At 56.8% G+C, this 16436-nt stretch carries 14 protein-coding genes; all 14 read right to left on the bottom strand.

Annotated features, from left to right (window positions below):
- Positions 1-13: 13 nt before the first annotated feature.
- Positions 14-655: a protein phosphatase CheZ gene (gene cheZ / locus ACL2XG_RS05995; protein WP_413722606.1), complete on the bottom strand. Its 642-nt coding sequence runs from the start codon at positions 653-655 to the stop codon at positions 14-16.
- 12 nt (positions 656-667) lie between these two features.
- Complete coding sequence (gene cheY / locus ACL2XG_RS06000) at positions 668-1057, bottom strand: chemotaxis response regulator CheY (RefSeq protein ID WP_410015413.1); 390 nt, start codon at positions 1055-1057, stop codon at positions 668-670.
- Positions 1058-1097: 40 nt separating this feature from the next.
- Positions 1098-2144 carry a chemotaxis response regulator protein-glutamate methylesterase gene (locus tag ACL2XG_RS06005; protein ID WP_410015414.1) on the bottom strand — a complete coding sequence of 349 codons (1047 nt, stop codon included), beginning with the start codon at positions 2142-2144 and terminating at the stop codon, positions 1098-1100.
- Positions 2141-3001, bottom strand: a complete 861-nt coding sequence (cheR, locus tag ACL2XG_RS06010) for a protein-glutamate O-methyltransferase CheR (RefSeq protein WP_410015415.1) — start codon at positions 2999-3001, stop codon at positions 2141-2143. Before cheR ends, ACL2XG_RS06005 begins: the two co-directional genes overlap by 4 nt.
- Positions 3002-3035: 34 nt before the next feature.
- A complete protein-coding gene (locus ACL2XG_RS06015) occupies positions 3036-4655 on the bottom strand; it encodes a methyl-accepting chemotaxis protein (RefSeq protein ID WP_413723429.1) in 1620 nt (539 codons plus the stop codon).
- Between the two features lie 40 nt (positions 4656-4695).
- On the bottom strand, positions 4696-6366 hold the full coding sequence (locus ACL2XG_RS06020) for a methyl-accepting chemotaxis protein (protein ID WP_413722605.1): 1671 nt from the start codon (positions 6364-6366) through the stop codon (positions 4696-4698).
- Between the two features lie 990 nt (positions 6367-7356).
- Positions 7357-7854, bottom strand: a complete 498-nt coding sequence (cheW, locus tag ACL2XG_RS06025) for a chemotaxis protein CheW (protein ID WP_410015417.1) — start codon at positions 7852-7854, stop codon at positions 7357-7359.
- Positions 7855-7892: 38 nt separating this feature from the next.
- Complete coding sequence (cheA, locus tag ACL2XG_RS06030; protein WP_410016568.1) at positions 7893-9950, bottom strand: chemotaxis protein CheA; 2058 nt, start codon at positions 9948-9950, stop codon at positions 7893-7895.
- 10 nt (positions 9951-9960) lie between these two features.
- The gene (gene motB / locus ACL2XG_RS06035; RefSeq protein WP_413722604.1) at positions 9961-11130 is read right to left on the bottom strand and encodes a flagellar motor protein MotB; all 1170 of its coding nucleotides are present in this window, start codon (positions 11128-11130) and stop codon (positions 9961-9963) included.
- A complete protein-coding gene (motA, locus tag ACL2XG_RS06040; protein ID WP_410015419.1) occupies positions 11127-12017 on the bottom strand; it encodes a flagellar motor stator protein MotA in 891 nt (296 codons plus the stop codon). Before motA ends, motB begins: the two co-directional genes overlap by 4 nt.
- A 125-nt stretch (positions 12018-12142) precedes the next feature.
- The gene (gene flhC, locus ACL2XG_RS06045) at positions 12143-12724 is read right to left on the bottom strand and encodes a flagellar transcriptional regulator FlhC (protein WP_410015420.1); all 582 of its coding nucleotides are present in this window, start codon (positions 12722-12724) and stop codon (positions 12143-12145) included.
- A gap of 2 nt (positions 12725-12726) precedes the next feature.
- Positions 12727-13077 carry a flagellar transcriptional regulator FlhD gene (flhD, locus tag ACL2XG_RS06050; protein WP_410015421.1) on the bottom strand — a complete coding sequence of 117 codons (351 nt, stop codon included), beginning with the start codon at positions 13075-13077 and terminating at the stop codon, positions 12727-12729.
- A 1122-nt stretch (positions 13078-14199) separates the two neighbouring features.
- Positions 14200-15582 (bottom strand): alpha,alpha-trehalose-phosphate synthase, encoded by a 1383-nt coding sequence (gene otsA, locus ACL2XG_RS06055; protein ID WP_410015422.1) that lies wholly within the window; start codon positions 15580-15582, stop codon positions 14200-14202.
- Entirely contained in the window at positions 15579-16367 is a 789-nt protein-coding gene (gene otsB, locus ACL2XG_RS06060) for a trehalose-phosphatase (protein ID WP_410015423.1), read from the bottom strand. Before otsB ends, otsA begins: the two co-directional genes overlap by 4 nt.
- Between the last annotated feature and the right edge of the window lie 69 nt (positions 16368-16436).

The following is a 16436-nucleotide window of genomic DNA, read 5'->3' on the forward strand; positions in this document are numbered from 1 at the left end:
CGGGAGAAAGGATTTAAAAACCGAGGCTGTCGAGCAGGTCGTCCACCTGGCCCTGGTTGGCCACCACGCCGTCGACGCTGTGATCAAGCTGCGGGCCGTTGAGCAGGCCGTCGCTGGCGCGTTTGCCCTTCGCCGGCTCCGGCATGTTTTCCAGCAACACCATCAGCAGCTGCTTTTCTATTTCCTGGATCACATCCATCATGCGCTTGATCACCTGGCCGGTCAGATCCTGGAAGTCCTGCGCCATCATGATCTCCAGCAATTGGGCATGGGTAAAGGCGGTATGGCCGGGCACCTCGGCCAGGTAGTGCCGGGTATCGGTCACCAGCTCGCGCGCGTCGGCCAGTTCAATGGGGCTGTCGAACCACTGGTCCCAACGGGTGGTCAGCCCCTTGGCGCCACGTTCCATGGCGGTCTGCCGTGGTTGCGCCGCCTCGACGCAGTTCAGCGCGCGCTCAGCCGCCTGGGCGGTCATCTGCACCACATAATCCAGCCGGTCGCGGGCGTCGGGGATGGCTTCGGCGGCCTGGGCGATGGCCTGGTCGAGGCCCAGTTCCTTCAGGCTGTCGCGCAGCATACGCGTCAATTGTCCGATACGGGAGATGATATCCGTGGCGGTGGCGTTAACATTCGGCATGGTCGGTGTATTATTCATATCCCCTCCTGATTACATCCCCAGCTTTTCGAAGATCTTATTAAGCTTTTCTTCCAGTGTCGCCGCGGTAAACGGCTTAACCACATAGCCGCTGGCGCCCGCCTGCGCGGCGGCAATGATATTTTCCTTCTTGGCTTCCGCGGTCACCATCAGCACCGGCAGCGCGGCCATCGCGCCATCGGCGCGGATATTCTGCAGCAGGGCCAGTCCGTCCATATTCGGCATATTCCAATCGGAAATGACAAAATCAATCTTGTTGGCGCGCAGCTTGGTGAGAGCGTCGACGCCATCCTCGGCTTCGTCCACATTGTTAAAGCCAAGTTCCTTTAGCAGGTTACGGACGATGCGACGCATTGTCGCGAAATCGTCCACCACCAGAAACCTGAGTTCTTTGTCCGCCATACCTACTCCTGTTATTAACATGTAACCCGCTCGCGGGCCGCTAAATACGTAATGCCTGACCGCTGCTGATTTGCGCCATCATTCTCTGGCTCATCTGATGCAGCGGCACGGTTTCGTTGCTGGCGCCCATGGCAATCGCCTCGCGCGGCATGCCGAACACCACGCAGCTGGACTCGTCCTGCGCCAGGGTATAGGCGCCGGCGTTGCGCATCGCCAGCATGCCGGCGGCGCCGTCATTGCCCATGCCGGTCAGGATCACCCCGACGGCGTTGCGCCCGGCGAATTGCGCCACCGAATGAAACAGGACGTCCACCGATGGGCGGTGCCGGTTGACCGGCTCGCCGTCATGCAGCCGGATCTGGTAGTTGGCGCCGCTGCGGGCCAGCTCCATATGCCGGGCCCCGGGTGCGATGTAGGCGTGCCCCGGCAATATCCGCTCGCCGTCCTCGGCTTCCTTTACCGTTATCTGGCAAAGCTTGTTCAACCGTTCGGCAAAGGAGCGGGTAAATCCCGGCGGCATATGCTGGGTAATCAGCAGCGCCGGGCTATTGGCCGGCAACGGCTCCAGAACGTGGCGGATCGCCTCCGTTCCGCCGGTGGACGCGCCGATGGCAATCAGCTTCTCGCTGCTCAGCAGCGGGACATGGATGATCGGCGCGGCATCGGTCGAGCGCCGCTGCGGCAGCCTGGCGCGGGAGGCGGTGCGGATCTTCTCGGCAATGGCTTCGCTATAGGCCAGCATGCCGTCGCGCAGGCCGGTCTGGGGTTTGGTCACAAAATCAATCGCCCCCAGCTCCAAAGCCCGCAGGGTGATTTCCGAGCCGCGCCCGGTCAGTGACGACACCATCACCACCGGCATCGGCCGCAGGCGCATCAGTTTTTCCAGGAAATCCAGCCCGTCCATGCGCGGCATTTCCACATCCAGCGTCAGCACTTCCGGGTTTAATTTTTTAATCAGATCGCGGGCCACCAGCGGATCGGGCGCGGTGGCCACCACTTCCATATCGGGAAAACCATTAATGATTTCAGTCATTAATTGGCGCATCAGCGCGGAATCATCTACGCAAAGCACTCTGATTTTTCTCATATTCTTTCCTTAGTAAGCTGATAGACCGTTTGTCCGCGCAGCTTGAAATCCTGGCTTATCTGACTAAAATTTTCCGAATGGCCGGCAAACAGCAACCCGCCGGGCTTCAGCAACGGCGCGAAGCGGCGCAAAATGCGCTCCTGCGTCTCCTTATCAAAATAAATCATTACATTACGGCAAAATATCGCGTCGAAAGGCCCGGGCAACGCCCACTCTGCCGCCAGCAGGTTCAGGTACTGAAACCGCACCATGGCGTTCAGTTCGGGCCTGACCCGCGCCAGCCCGTCATGGGGACCGGTGCCGCGCAGAAAGAACCGCTGCCGCTGCACGGTGCTCAGCCCGCGCAGTTCTTCATGGCGGTACACGCCGGCGCGGGCTTTGTCCAACACCTGGGTATTGATATCGCTGCCGATAACCGACACCTGCGCCAGCGAACCCGTCAGGGTTTCCATCAGCGTCATGGCGATGGAATAAGGCTCCTCGCCGGTGGAAGCCGCGGTGCTCCAGACGCTGTAGGGTCCCGGCCGCTCCTTGGCGTGCCGCGCCAACACCGGGAAATGGTGCTGTTCACGGAAAAAGGCCGTCAGATTGGTCGTCAGCGCATTGACGAATATCTCCCACTCCGGCCCCTTGACATCGGCATCCAGCAGCGCCAGATAGGTGCCGAAGTCCGCTATATTCAGCGTACGCAGCCGCCTGACAAGGCGGTTATACACCATCTCCCGCTTATGGCTGGCCAGCACAAGGCCGGCCCGCTGGTAGATCAATTGGCAGATGCGCTGGAAATGCACATCGGATAAGGGCACCTGTTGTGCCCAGTTAGACCATTTTGCGGCAATTTCAGCTTGGTTTGACATAGGGTTTCTCGCTGCGCCGCGCTTGCGTTTGGCGTTAGGTTATGGACCCGAGTTGCCGGGTGCTGAGGTCTGAAGCCATTGGTTCATCCTGGTTTTCCTGCAGCTCATGCTGCGTTAGCCTGAATACCCGTACCGCCTGCATTAATGCTTCCGCCTGTGATTCCAGCGCATGGCCGGCGGCGGCTGATTGTTCCACCAGCGACGCATTCTGCTGGGTTGCCGCGTCCATTTGATTGACGGCGGTGGCGACCTGTTCAATGCCCCGGCTTTGCTCATCCGACGCCGAGGCGATTTCACCCATGATATCGGTGACACGGGCCACCGAACGCACGATTTCATCCATGGTTTCACCGGCGGAGGCCACCAGCTCCGATCCCTGCTGTACCCGGGTCGCCGACTCGTCAATCAACCCCTTGATCTCTTTGGCCGCCTGGGCGCTGCGCTGCGCCAGACTGCGCACCTCGCCCGCCACCACCGCGAACCCGCGGCCCTGCTCGCCCGCGCGTGCGGCTTCCACCGCCGCGTTCAGCGCCAGGATATTGGTCTGGAAGGCGATGCCGTCTATCACGCTTGTGATATCGCTGATTTTGCGCGAGCTTACGGCGATATCGGCCATGCGTTTAACCACGTTGCCGGTCAGCGTGCCGCCTTTTTGCGCGGTGCTGGATGCATCGCTGGCCAGTTTGCTGGCCTGGCGGGCATTTTCGGCGTTCTGCTTCACCGTCGAGGTCAGCTGCTCCATGCTGCTGGCCGTTTCCTCAAGCGCCGCGGCCTGTTGTTCGGTACGTGACGACAGGTCGTTATTGCCGCTGGCGATTTCCTGGATGCCGCTAAGCATGGCATCGGTGCCCTGGCGTACGGTCATCACCGTTTGCGCCAGTTCATCGCGCATCGTCTCCAACTGATGAAACAGCTGGCTGATTTCGTTGCGTCCGCTGACCTCGATACGGTTACCCAGGTCGCCGCCGGCAATGGCGTTGAAATGGCCGCTCATTACGGCCAGCGGCCGCAGCAGCATACGTTTCAGCCACAGCAGGGCCACCAGCGTCAGCAGCGCGGTCATGCCGGTCATCAGCCCCAGCATCCAGCCCGAACGGCCATAGGCGATGCGATTTGCCTCGCTGGCTTCGCCAATCACCCCGGAAAGCTGGGTCATATAGGCGTTGTACTGCAGTTCGAACGCATCCTGGAACTTCTGCGTGGGCTGGCCCATAAAGGCCTGGACATTACCGTTGTCCAGCATCTCTATCGCCTCATGCATCGCCTGGTCGAATTCCTTGAAACTCTTCACGGTCTTGACGCGCAGCGCCTGCTCCGCTTCGTTGTCCGCCGGATAGGCGTTGAATTCCTTAAACACCGCTTCCCCATGGCTCAGCCTTTTTTTGGCGTCCGCCATCAGGGGCAGGATCTGCTCAAGCGGCGTATAAGACGCAAAACGCGTTGCCGCCCGGTTCAGGGAATTACGGGTTTGCAGCATCTCCGACCAACTCATGCTCAGCGAGTTACGTTTCAGGTTGTCCGCCTCTACCTGATGAAAGTTCTCGCTACTGCGCCTGAAATTTTCAAACGAGAGTCCGCTGCTGACCAGCTGCATCAGGCCAAAGATCAAAACAATCATGATCAGGCTGGTGGAAATCCGTATACGCGTTAACATCATTAACCTCATGCCGGTGTGTGGCTTATATAATGCGTAGTTAGAAGGTTTCCCAATTTTCCTGCGACGTGCTTTCCGTGGTTTTTTTTGCCGTCGCGGACGAGGGCGTTTGCGGCACAGGGACCACCGCCTTTTCCGTCGCGGGCGCCGCCGCCGTCTCCAGCCGGAATACCGACACGGCCTGGGTCAACAGGCCGGCCTGCGCTTCCAGTTGAGCAGCGGCCTGGGCCGACTGCTGCACCAGGGCGGCATTCTGCTGCGTGGTGCGATCCATTTCCGCCACCGCCTCGCCCACCTGGTCGATACCGTGGCTTTGCTCATCGGACGCGGAAGAAATTTCGCCCATGATATCGGTCACGCGTGTCACCGCGTCGACAATCTCCGACATAGTTTCGCCGGCGCTTTCCACCAGCGCCGAACCCACGTCGACACGATTAACCGAATCGTCAATCAGTCCCTTGATTTCCTTCGCCGCCTGGGCGCTGCGCTGCGCCAGACTGCGCACCTCGCCCGCCACCACTGCGAATCCGCGCCCCTGCTCCCCGGCGCGCGCCGCCTCTACCGCCGCGTTCAGGGCCAGGATATTGGTCTGGAAAGCAATGCCGTCGATAACACCAGTAATATCGGCTATCTTCTGCGAGCTTCCGGCAATTTCATGCATGGTAGTGACCACGTTATCCACCACCTTGCCACCCTTTTGCGCGGTTTCCGACGCGCTCAGAGCCAGTTGCCGCGCCTGACGGGCATTCTCGGCGTTCTGTTTCACCGTGGCGGTCAACTGCTCCATGCTGGCGGCCGTTTCCTCCAGCGCCGACGCCTGCTGCTCGGTGCGCGCGGACAAATCGTTATTGCCGGCGGCGATTTCACCGGCGCCGCTGTAAATGGCGTCGGCGCTTTGGCGCACGGTATGCACGGTGCCGGTCAGCGCATGCTGCATATCCCGCAGGCTCTCCGCCAGCATGCCCATTTCATTACGGCTGTTTAATGTCAGCGCCTGGGTAAGATCGCCCGCGGCGATACCGCGGATATGGCTTATCAGATAGCGCAGCGGATGCAGCAGGATGCGGCGGATGCCGACCCACACCAACAGGGAAATCAGAATAAAAATGACCAGAACACCGCCCAGCACGCCGAGGGACTGGTTATAGGACTGCTGGTTCATGTCCACCGCGTCGTTATAGAGGCGGATATTCCCGGCCAGGTAACGGCTATAGGTATCCTCGAAATTATTTTGCACCGCCTGGGTAGGCTGCGCGTAAAAATCAACGATATTGCCGTTGCTCAATTGGGTATTGAGCTCAGCCAACGCGGAGTGCAGGGCATCATAGCGCTGTTTCATGGCCTGAATATTGGCTTCGTCCTGCCCTTCCTCGCGCGGCATCGCCATGAAATTACCGAAGGTCTGCTCCGAACGCCGCAGGGTCCCCACCGCTTCGGATAATAATTCGGTCACCGTTGCGCCGCTGCCCATTTTATTCTCGTCCATCAGGTAACGCACCGCCGCCCGGTTAAGGGTATTACGGGTCTGGACCAGGGCAACCCAACTGGCGCTCAGCGCGGTTTGCTGCTTACGCAGATTCTGATACACGCCAAAATAGTGTTGATCTTGTTTCAGCGAATGATAAAACACGCCTCCGGAGGAGAGTTGTAATAAACAAAAAATTATCAACACAAGAACTAAGCCGGTCACTACTCTTATTCGGTTAAACATGCCTGTTTTCCCACTACAACTGGTGCTAATTGTATCGGCAGGCAACCGCCAAACTTTACCGCTATCGTCAGAAATTAGCGCCAGGCCCGCGAGCACCCAGTACCAAACCGAGCCTGTTCAAGGAATAGCGTGCCAATGGGGTCGAATTGGCCTGCCCAACCGAGGCCCATGGCACGGTATGCCCGCCAACACCGCGCTTAAAGCAGACGTGTTCAAGGGAGAGCGTGCCAATGGGGTCGAATCGGGCGTGATTTTCCCGCCCGACCGAGCGCCCCATGGCGCGGTATGCCCGCCAACGCCGCGCTTAAAGCAGATGTGTTCAAGGGAGAGCGTGCCAATGGGGTCGAATCGGGCGTGTTTTTCCCGCCCGACCGAGCGCCCCATGGCGCGGTATGCCCGCCAATACCGCGCTTAAAGCAGATGTGTTCAAGGGAGAGCGTGCCTATGAGGTCGAATCGGGCGTGATTTTCCTGCCCGACCGAGCGCCCCATGGCACGGTATGCCCGCCACCACCGCGCTTAAAGCAGACGTGTTCAAGGGAGAGCGTGCCAATGGGGTCGAATCGGGCGTGATTTTCCCGCCCGACCGAGCGCCCCATGGCGCGGTATGCCCGCCAGCACCGGGCCTAAAGCAATCGTGTTAAAGGGAGAGCGTGCCGATGGGGTCGAATCGGGCGTGATTTTCCCGCCCGACCGAGCGCCCCATGGCGCGGTATGCCCGCCACCACCGCGCTTAAAGCAGACGTGTTCAAGGGAGAGCGTGCCAATGGGGTCGAATCGGGCGTGATTTTCCCGCCCGACCGAGCGCCCCATGGCGCGGTATGCCCGCCACCACCGCGCTTAAAGCAGACGTGTTCAAGGGAGAGCGTGCCACTGGGGTCGAATCGGGCGTGATTTTCCCGCCCGACCGAGCGCCCCATGGCACGGTATGCCCGCCAACACCGCGCTTAAAGCAGACGTGTTCAAGGGAGAGCGTGCCAATGGGGCTTATTTACGCCATGGCGACGCTATCCACCAGCGCCATTTCCTCGCTATTCAACAACCGCTCAATATCCACCAGGATAAGCATCCGTTCGCCCAGCGACCCCAGGCCCGTCAAATACTCAGTCGCCAGTGTCACGGCAAATTCCGGCGCCGGGCGGATCTGCTCGGCGGTCAACGACAGCACGTCGGAAACGCCGTCGACAACAATGCCCACCACCCGCTGGTACAGGTTCAGCACAATCACGACCGTATTGTCATTGTACATAACATCCGACTGCGCGAACTTAATGCGCAGATCCAATATCGGCACAATCACGCCGCGCAGATTGGTAACGCCTTTGATAAAGGCCGGCGTATTAGCGATCCGCGTCACCTGATCATAACCACGGATCTCCTGTACCTTCAGGATATCAATACCATATTCTTCATCGCCCAGCGTAAAGATCAGAAACTCCTGACCCACGGTTTCTCCGTTCAGCGCGGTGACGCTTGCAAGTCCTGCCATGGTTTTCACCTTTTAATCAGTCGGCTAAATAAGATAAATTAAGCAGCACCGGCCAACCGTTTACTACGGTTCAGGGCCTGTAGTGCGGACACATCGATAATCAGCGCCACGCTGCCATCGCCAAGAATGGTGGCGGCGGAAATTCCCGGTACCTTGCGATAATTGCTTTCCAGGTTTTTCACCACCACCTGATGCTGGCCGATAAGCTGATCCACCAGCAGGGCATAACGTCGCCCCGCGCTTTGCAGGATCACCACGATGCCCTGGGTCGGATCGGTCTTGGCGCCGTTGATATCAAACAAATGGTGCATTTCCACCAGCGGCAGGTATTCGCCGCGCACCTGCAAGACCTGCTCGCCGCCGGCAAGCGGGTGCAAATCGTCCGCCTGCGGCTGCAACGACTCCATCACGGTATTCAGCGGCAGGATAAACACATCCTGGTTTACCCGTACCGACATACCGTCCAGGATCGCCAGCGTCAGGGGCAGCAGGATGCGGATGGTGGTGCCTTTGCCGGCCTGGGACAAAATATCCACATGGCCGCCCATCGCCTGAATGTTGCGTTTCACCACATCCATGCCCACCCCGCGTCCGGAAACATCGGTCACCTGTTCGGCGGTGGAAAATCCCGGCGCGAAAATCAACATGCCCACTTCTTCGTCGGTCATGCTGTCGCTCACCGGCAGTCCCTGGGACAACGCTTTGGCCAGAATTCTTTCGCGGTTAAGGCCGGCGCCATCGTCGATCACCTCGATACAAATGTTGCCCCCCTGATGCTCGGCGCGCAGCTGCAGGTTGCCGACGGCCGGCTTGCCGAGCGCCGTACGGATATCCGGCGACTCAATCCCGTGATCGAGACTATTACGCACCAAATGGGTCAACGGATCGATAATACGTTCGATCAGGCTCTTATCCAGCTCGGTTGAACTGCCCTCAAGCGTCAGCTCCACCTGCTTATCCAGCTTGGCGGCGAGATCCCGCACCAGGCGCGGGAAACGGTTAAAGACATACTCCATCGGCATCATGCGGATCGACATCACCGATTCCTGCAGATCGCGGGCATTGCGTTCCAATTGCCCCATGCTGATCATTAAATCGCTATGTTCCACCGGATCCAGCGCGCCGGCGCGCTGGGCAATCATGGACTGCGTAATCACGAGTTCGCCGACCAGATTGATCAACTGGTCCACTTTCTCTACCGCCACCCGGATACTGGTATCAGCGGGTTTGACTCGTGCCGCGCCGGTATCGGCCTGTCTGGCCGGCGCGCCCGCGGCGTTGATGGGCGTGACATTGTCGGCGTGGCCGGCGTGCGCGATTTCGCCGACCTGGGCCTGGCCGGCGGCGGCCGGCAACGGGTTGGCATCGGGGGCTTCGGGGGCTTCGGCTACGGTCGCGGCGTCGGGCTCGGCGTCAAAATGAATCTGATCGGCATCCAGCACAAAACACAGCACTGCGCAGATGTCATCCTCGCTCACCGTGGTTTGCAGGCTGGCGCTCAGGCCGTCGGGCGTTTCCTCGTGAGCCAGCACCGTGCCGAGATTGCCCAGTTCCTCAAGCATCAGCGGAATTTCACTGGCTTTAAGGCCGCTAAGCCGTATGCGCAGCGCAGCATCCGCCGCGTCCGTTTGACCGGGACGCGGCGCCGCGTTCTGCTGGACATTGTCCGCCGCCTGTGCGACGGCGCCGTCGGCCGGCGCCACGGCGCCTTTAGCTTCCAAAGCCAGCTGGCGCAGCGCTTCGCAGATATAAGCAAAGCTTGCCGCATCAGGCTCCTGAGCCGTTTTGTAGGCATCTAATTGATCCTGCATGATATCTTTGGTTTCCAAAAACAGGTTAACAATCTCCGTGCTGAGGGACATCTCCCCCCGCCGCGCCTCGTCCAGAAGGTTCTCCAGCAAATGCGTGGTTTCCTGCAATACCGTAAAACCGAAGGTTCCCGCCCCGCCTTTAATCGAATGGGCGGCGCGAAAAATCGCATTCAGCTGTTCGCTATCCGGATTTTGCGGATCCAGTACCAGCAGGTGCTGTTCCATATCCGCCAGCAGTTCGGCGGCTTCATCAAAAAAAGTTTGGTAAAAAGCGCTTAATTCCATGCTCACGAAATCACCTCTGCTGTGAATCACGTTCGTTAAACGGCGAGGCAGCCGGAACGGAGGCCCCGGATGGCAAAGTAGCCGGGGCTGCGGCCGGTCCCCCGGATGATGAACTCGCCGGCGCCGCGTTGACGCCGGCATTGGTCTGCCGGGCGGTGGACGGCACAGGTTCCGCGGTTCCTGGCGGGGTTACCGCCGGCTCCCCTGCCGCTGGCGGCGCCGCGGGTTTCACTGGCGTCGATTCCGGTGTTCCCGGCGCCGCCGGGTCCGGAACCGGCGGCGTATCGGTAGCGTCCTTAAATGACGGCTGCTGCGTTAATCCTTTCGAGTTATTGATTTCCATCCCCTGGCTTTGCACGTTTTCATGTGCAATGCTCAGTTCCGTTTGCTTATTCAGCACCAGCAGGCTGATGCGGCGGTTAATCGCCGCGTCGGGCTGCTGCGGCGCAAGGCTCATGGTGGCGGCCATGCCCACCACCCGCAGGATTTTGCCTTCCGCCAGCCCGCCGGTGATAAGTTCCCGCCTGGACGCGTTGGCGCGTTCAGCCGATAATTCCCAGTTACTGTAGCCGCGTTCGCCATTGGCGTAGGGGGCGGCGTCGGTATGCCCCGATATGCTGATTTTATTGGGAATATCATTGAGGATCGGCGCGATGCCGCGCAGCACATCCCGCATATAGGGTTCCACCCGCGCGCTGCCGGTTTCAAACATCGGCCGGTTCTGGCTATCGAGGATCTGGATACGCAGCCCCTCGTCCACCAGATTGATAAGCAACTGGGGACGCAGCACCCGCAGGCGCGGATCGGATTCAATAAGCTGGTCCAGGCGCTCGCGCAGCTTGTTCAGCCGTTTCTTTTCCAGCTTGTCCAACAGATCGTTAATGTTCTTATGCACATCGCCCTGCTGACGTGTCGGATCCGCGCCGCCGCCGGGGATGGGACTGGTATCCGAACTGCTGCGATTGCCGCCGGTCAGCGCCACGCTCAGCGGGGTGCGGAAATACTCGGCGATGGAAACCCGCTCCTTTGGCGTGGCGATGGCCAGCAGCCACATCACCAGGAAGAACGCCATCATGGCGGTCATGAAGTCGGCATAGGCGATTTTCCAGGAGCCGCCGTGCTCGGCATGGCGTTTGGACCCACGCCGTTTGCGTACCACGATGATCGGCTGGTTTTTCATGCATCCTCTTCCACCGGCTGCTGTTTAATCGGTTCCCTGGCCAACCTGACATGCGCCTCCAGTTCGCTGAACGACGGGCGCTCGGCGGAGAACAGCGTTTTTCGCCCAAACTCCACGGCGATTTGCGGCGCATAGCCATGGATACTGGAGAGCAGAGTAATTTTGATGCATTGCATCATTTTGGTGCTTTCATCTTTCTTTTGCCGCAGCAGCGACGCCAACGGCGAGACAAAACCATAAGCCAGCAGTATGCCTAAAAAGGTACCTACCATGGCCTCAGCTATCATCGCACCCAGCTCAACGGCCGAGCGGTCCGCTGCGGAAAGGGCGTGCACCACCCCCATAACCGCGGCGACAATACCGAAGGCCGGCAGCGAATCGCCTACCTGCCCCAGACTGCTGGCCGGTATATCGCATTCATGCTCATAAGTTTCGATTTCCTCATCCATCAGCGTTTCAATTTCAAACGCGTTCATATTGCCGCCGATCATCAGGCGTAAATAATCCGTAATAAAGTCCATCAGATGTTTGTCGGCAAGAATACGCGGATAGAGTTTAAAGATGTCGCTCTCATTGGGGGAATCGATATCAAATTCCAGTACCAGCATTCCGTGCTGGCGCGCCTTGGCCATTAAACGGAATAATAATGCCATGAGGTCCATATAGAGGGATTTGTTATATTTAGAGCCACGAAATAACTGCGGGAAGGCCTTTATTGTCAATCTGATCGCTTTGCCGTTATTGCCGACAATAAAGGCGCCAAGGCCAGCGCCGCCAATCATAAGAAACTCGGCAGGTTGATACAGCGCGCCCAGATGGCCGCCGACTAAGGCATAACCGCCAAATACGGCGCCCATTACCACAAGGTATCCCACTATCACTAACACATCCGTTCTCCCGGTAAAAAGATGTCGGCCTGCACGCAGCACATCCGGGAAACCGAACGACGACAGTCTTGGCAAGCTTATGCCAGGATATCGTCGTGGATGTCGTCATCCGTTAGGATTGCCCATCACACCGCATGCTGCGCCTGCTCATCCAGCAGCTTGGTATTGATATCGGCCGCTACCGGCAAAAGTTTACGTCTTTTTACCGCCCGGGACGGCGGCTGGCACAAACTGCAGACAAACCCGTAAATGGGCTGATGAGCATAAGTGATAAAGTGGCCATGGCAGTGGCTGCACGGGGTTAGCTGCAGCATGCCGCTTTCGACAAACCGCACCAGGGTCCAGGCGCGGGTCAGCGCCAGTATCGGCTGTTCACCGTCCTGCTGGGGACACTGCTCAAGGTATAACCGGTAGGCCCTGATCACCGCTTCAACACCGGTGCATTGCCCGTTTTGCAGCAACACCTGGAAAATATTGTAAAACATCGACGAATGAATGTTCTGTTCCCAGGTCATGAACCAATCGGTTGAGAACGGCAGCATACCCTTGGGCGGAGGACTGCCGCGCAGCTCCTTGTACAATTTGATCAGTCGACCGCGACTAAGCTGCGTTTCGCTTTCCAACATTTGCAACCGGGCGCCCAACGTAATCAGCTCCATAGCCAGCTGAATATCCTTCGCTTCCTGGACAATACTTTTGCCGGCCATCGCTATGCCCTTTTCTTCGGCAGATGGTTGTCTTTTGCCGCCAGCCGTTCCTGTAGTTGACTAGATAGCAATATGCCGGTGTGGATTTGCTGTAATTCGTCCACGCGGGAATCCTGCGTTAATTGCGTAATGGTTTGGTGATCGTCAAAACGAAACAGGCACAATAGCTGATTCGTTTCGGCCAGTTTAACCATTTGCGGCAAGGTCAGTTTCAGTAAAACATCGGCCATGGTATCGTTAATCCCCAGCCGAAACATTGCCGACGCTTTTTCCTGGTTGATCAAACGCTGCGCCAATAATAAATATGATAAATTTATATCGTAAACATGTTTACGTATTTCACTCGTATTCATTTTCCCATCCCTCTAGACTATGTTTAAAAACATAACTTGGGTGATAAAATATCGCCCGGTATCCGGGGATTTTTCCCCTGGGTGGCTAATGAAATCAACGATACCGTACATACTTAAATTGTCCGGTAATCGAAGCGGCTAATTATAAAAGCCGTACCGTTAAATATTCTTGGTGTAAAATATGCCCAAAATTAACATGAATCATTAAGGTTTCTTCCGTGAAACATTTTTACAATTTAGTGAGATTATTCCTAATTGCGCCGCAACTCTAACGCCGATTCTGTCGTTCATACAATCTACCCCTGGGCAAATTTTAGATAAAGTGTGATCTAGATCACAGAAATTTAGCTTACTTGATCAGAATTGCTACTGGTCTGATGTGATTGCTGATCAAAAAATGAACACAAAAAAAGATTGCAACAAATTTTTAGCAAAAATCCCCGCACAATCAGCGGATTCATCTGATCATATTGATTTTGACAGAATATCATTCGAAAAAACAAATTCGCACCCTAAAATATCTTTTAAAATTAAATTCATCAGTATTAATGCTGTTTTTCCAGGATAAACGTCATGGATACATCAATAACATTATTGAAACATACCAACGGCTTTTGCCCGTCAGGGTCAGATTCTTTTGTATTAAAAATGAACGATTTTACAGGGGAATGTTAACAATGGAAGGAATGAGATTGGGGAGGGAAATGATACGTAAACATTTATGTGGCTGTTAAAAGGATGAGGGCGTGCCCACAACCCAAAATAGCCATGTATGATTATCATCGGCATACTTATTCAAAACTTGAGATAAAACTGATCAAAATATTCGCAAAATATGCAGTAACTCTTTATTTTAGATCGTTTTTTATACCAGGGGATTTGCAACGCCGCGACGGGTATTTATGTCCACGTCTGTTAGGGAAAATAAGGGTGATAACGCATAACGTTATCATACAGCTACAAAAATGCCGCCGTAATTCCGGTCCGGGTTTACGGCGGCGATACGTTGAGCAGGGCTATGTCACGGACCCCGGGGCAAGCGTCCCGCTGGCCGGGACCTATGCCGTTCCCTCCGCCCCCGGCCAGCGTAAGGGCGCGGCGGCGGGTACGGGACGATAGGCTTTAATGCGCCGCCGTGGTGGCCGGAACGGCTTTTAAGTCATTCAGGAACGATTGACGCCAGTGTACGATGTCATTTTTATTAATCACCTTCATCATTTCCGCATGGCGAGAAATGCGCTCTTCCAGCGGCATACAGAGCGCTTTATCCAGGGCGGCGGCGACACCGTCGCGGTCATAAGGATTCACCAGCAACGCCGAGGTAAGCTCATTGGCGGCCCCGGCAAAACGGGAAAGAATCAGTACGCCCGGATTGGCGGGATCCTGCGAGGCGACATACTCTTTCGCCACCAGGTTCATCCCGTCGCGCAGCGGGGTGACCAGGCCGACTTCGCAATGGCGGAAAATCTTCATCAGCAGGCTGCGTTCATAATGCTGGTTAAGATAGAATAACGGGGTCCATTCCAGCGTTGAAAAATGGCCGTTAATCCTGCCGGCTTCCGTCTCCAGTTCGTGACGAATATCCTGGTAGGCCTGGACGTCGCCGCGCGAAGTGGGCGCTATCTGGAAAAAACGTATATTGCCGCGGTGCTGTGGATAGTTCTCAAGCAGGGTCTCGAAGGCCTGGAATCGCTCCGGCAAACCTTTGGAATAATCCAGGCGATCCACGCTGATAATCAGCTTGCCGTTCATTTTATCCCGCAGATGCGCAAGCTTAGGCGGCAGCGCCCCTTCCGCCAGTTCACGGATACTGTCCGGTTCCACGCCTATGGGATACACGCGCACCGTGACCGATTTGCCATAGGCGGCAAAGCGGTCTTCATCCAGTTGCTCCACGTCGGTCACCAGCGACAGGTTTTCAATAAAGGCCAAACGGTCGGTTTCCGCCTGGAAACCGATGAGATCATATTCGCACAGCATTTCCAACAATTCTTTTCGCGGCGGCAAGGCATTGAATATTTCCGAGGTCGGGAACGGGATATGCAGGAAAAAACCAATGCGATTGGTCATGCCCAGCTTGCGGCAGGCGGCGGCGAAGGGTAACAGATGATAATCATGGATCCACAGGATATCGTCGTCTTCCACGAGAGGCTGCAAACGTCCCGCCAGCTTCTCGTTAACATGGCAATAACCGTCATAATCCTCACGCTGGTATTGCACCAGGTCCAGGCGGTAATGAAACGCCGGCCAGATAACGGTATTGGAAAAATTGAGATAATATTGATCATATTCGCTTTGGTTCAATGTGAACGCAGCAAACGTAATGTTGTCCTGCTGGTGTTTCTCCAAAGGAAGCTCTTCTTCGCTGATTTTGCCGTTCCAGCCGAACCATAAGCCGCCCGCGTCCTTCAGCGAATCCATAATGCCGACGGCCAGGCCGCCCGCGCTTTCTTTTTTACCTTCCATAGCCGCAATACGGTTCGATACTACTATTAAGCGACTCATAAATCCTCCCCAACCGAGCTTTTGGTTTTAATAGAATAATTATCTTGTTGTTTAAGCAATGACAATAGCCAAAGATGAACGTGCCCAACATCGTCCAAATGATAACGCGCCGCGGTAGCGCCCGGTCCGACCTTTATTGAGATGCCGTTCAGGGCGTTGACCTGGATAAATCCGGCTTCGTCCGTCAAGTCGTCGCCGATAAACAGCGGCGTTCTTCCGGCAAAAGGGCTTTCCTGCATAAAGGCCTGGATGGCGGCACCTTTGTCGACGCCCTTCGGCTTGAGCTCCACGACGCATTTGCCCGGCTGCAGGGCCAGTTCCGCATAACGGCGGGCAAAGGTTTCAGCCACCGCCATGATCGCGTCTTGATATTGCGGCGCCTGGCGATAATGCAAGGCATAGGCCATGCCTTTTGCTTCAACATGGCAGCCGGGAAATGCGGCGATGGCCTGCGTCAGTTCCCGTTCAAGCTTCATCGCCAGCTCCGGCGATAAGTCGGTGCGGTGGATTTCTCCGCGCGCGTCCCGGCGTTCAGCGCCGTGCACGCCGGCCGCAGGGCCATGCAGTGGCGCGCTGAGGGCGTCGAGTTCCGTTAAGGAGCGGCCCGATACCAGCGCCACGGCGCCCCCGCCGACGCTGGAGATGGCATATAAAGTCTGTTTGATATTATCGGGGATGGACACTAATTCGGGCCGTTTTTCAATGGGAGCCAGGGTGCCGTCCACATCAAAAAAACAGGCGAAGGTGTCCAAGGGTATCGGGGGTAGCGAATCACTGTCTGTCATACCTGTTATCCTCCTGTTACCGCGAGCGAGCAGCATTCCGGGCGCATCGCTGGATAAGTGGTTGCGCTA

It is taken from the genome of Sodalis sp. RH24, assembly GCF_047324145.1.
Classification (GTDB): Bacteria; Pseudomonadota; Gammaproteobacteria; order Enterobacterales; family Enterobacteriaceae; genus Acerihabitans.

Coding starts and splice junctions, on each gene's coding strand:
- cheA (WP_410016568.1), bottom strand. CDS start 9,950: ATGGAATTAAGCGCTTTTTACCAAACTTTTTTTGATGAAGCCGCCGAA.
- otsB (WP_410015423.1), bottom strand. CDS start 16,367: ATGACAGACAGTGATTCGCTACCCCCGATACCCTTGGACACCTTCGCC.
- motB (WP_413722604.1), bottom strand. CDS start 11,130: ATGAAAAACCAGCCGATCATCGTGGTACGCAAACGGCGTGGGTCCAAA.
- cheW (WP_410015417.1), bottom strand. CDS start 7,854: ATGGCAGGACTTGCAAGCGTCACCGCGCTGAACGGAGAAACCGTGGGT.
- flhC (WP_410015420.1), bottom strand. CDS start 12,724: ATGGCCGGCAAAAGTATTGTCCAGGAAGCGAAGGATATTCAGCTGGCT.
- ACL2XG_RS06005 (WP_410015414.1), bottom strand. CDS start 2,144: ATGAGAAAAATCAGAGTGCTTTGCGTAGATGATTCCGCGCTGATGCGC.
- cheY (WP_410015413.1), bottom strand. CDS start 1,057: ATGGCGGACAAAGAACTCAGGTTTCTGGTGGTGGACGATTTCGCGACA.
- cheZ (WP_413722606.1), bottom strand. CDS start 655: ATGAATAATACACCGACCATGCCGAATGTTAACGCCACCGCCACGGAT.
- flhD (WP_410015421.1), bottom strand. CDS start 13,077: ATGAATACGAGTGAAATACGTAAACATGTTTACGATATAAATTTATCA.
- cheR (WP_410015415.1), bottom strand. CDS start 3,001: ATGTCAAACCAAGCTGAAATTGCCGCAAAATGGTCTAACTGGGCACAA.
- ACL2XG_RS06020 (WP_413722605.1), bottom strand. CDS start 6,366: ATGTTTAACCGAATAAGAGTAGTGACCGGCTTAGTTCTTGTGTTGATA.
- otsA (WP_410015422.1), bottom strand. CDS start 15,582: ATGAGTCGCTTAATAGTAGTATCGAACCGTATTGCGGCTATGGAAGGT.
- ACL2XG_RS06015 (WP_413723429.1), bottom strand. CDS start 4,655: ATGTTAACGCGTATACGGATTTCCACCAGCCTGATCATGATTGTTTTG.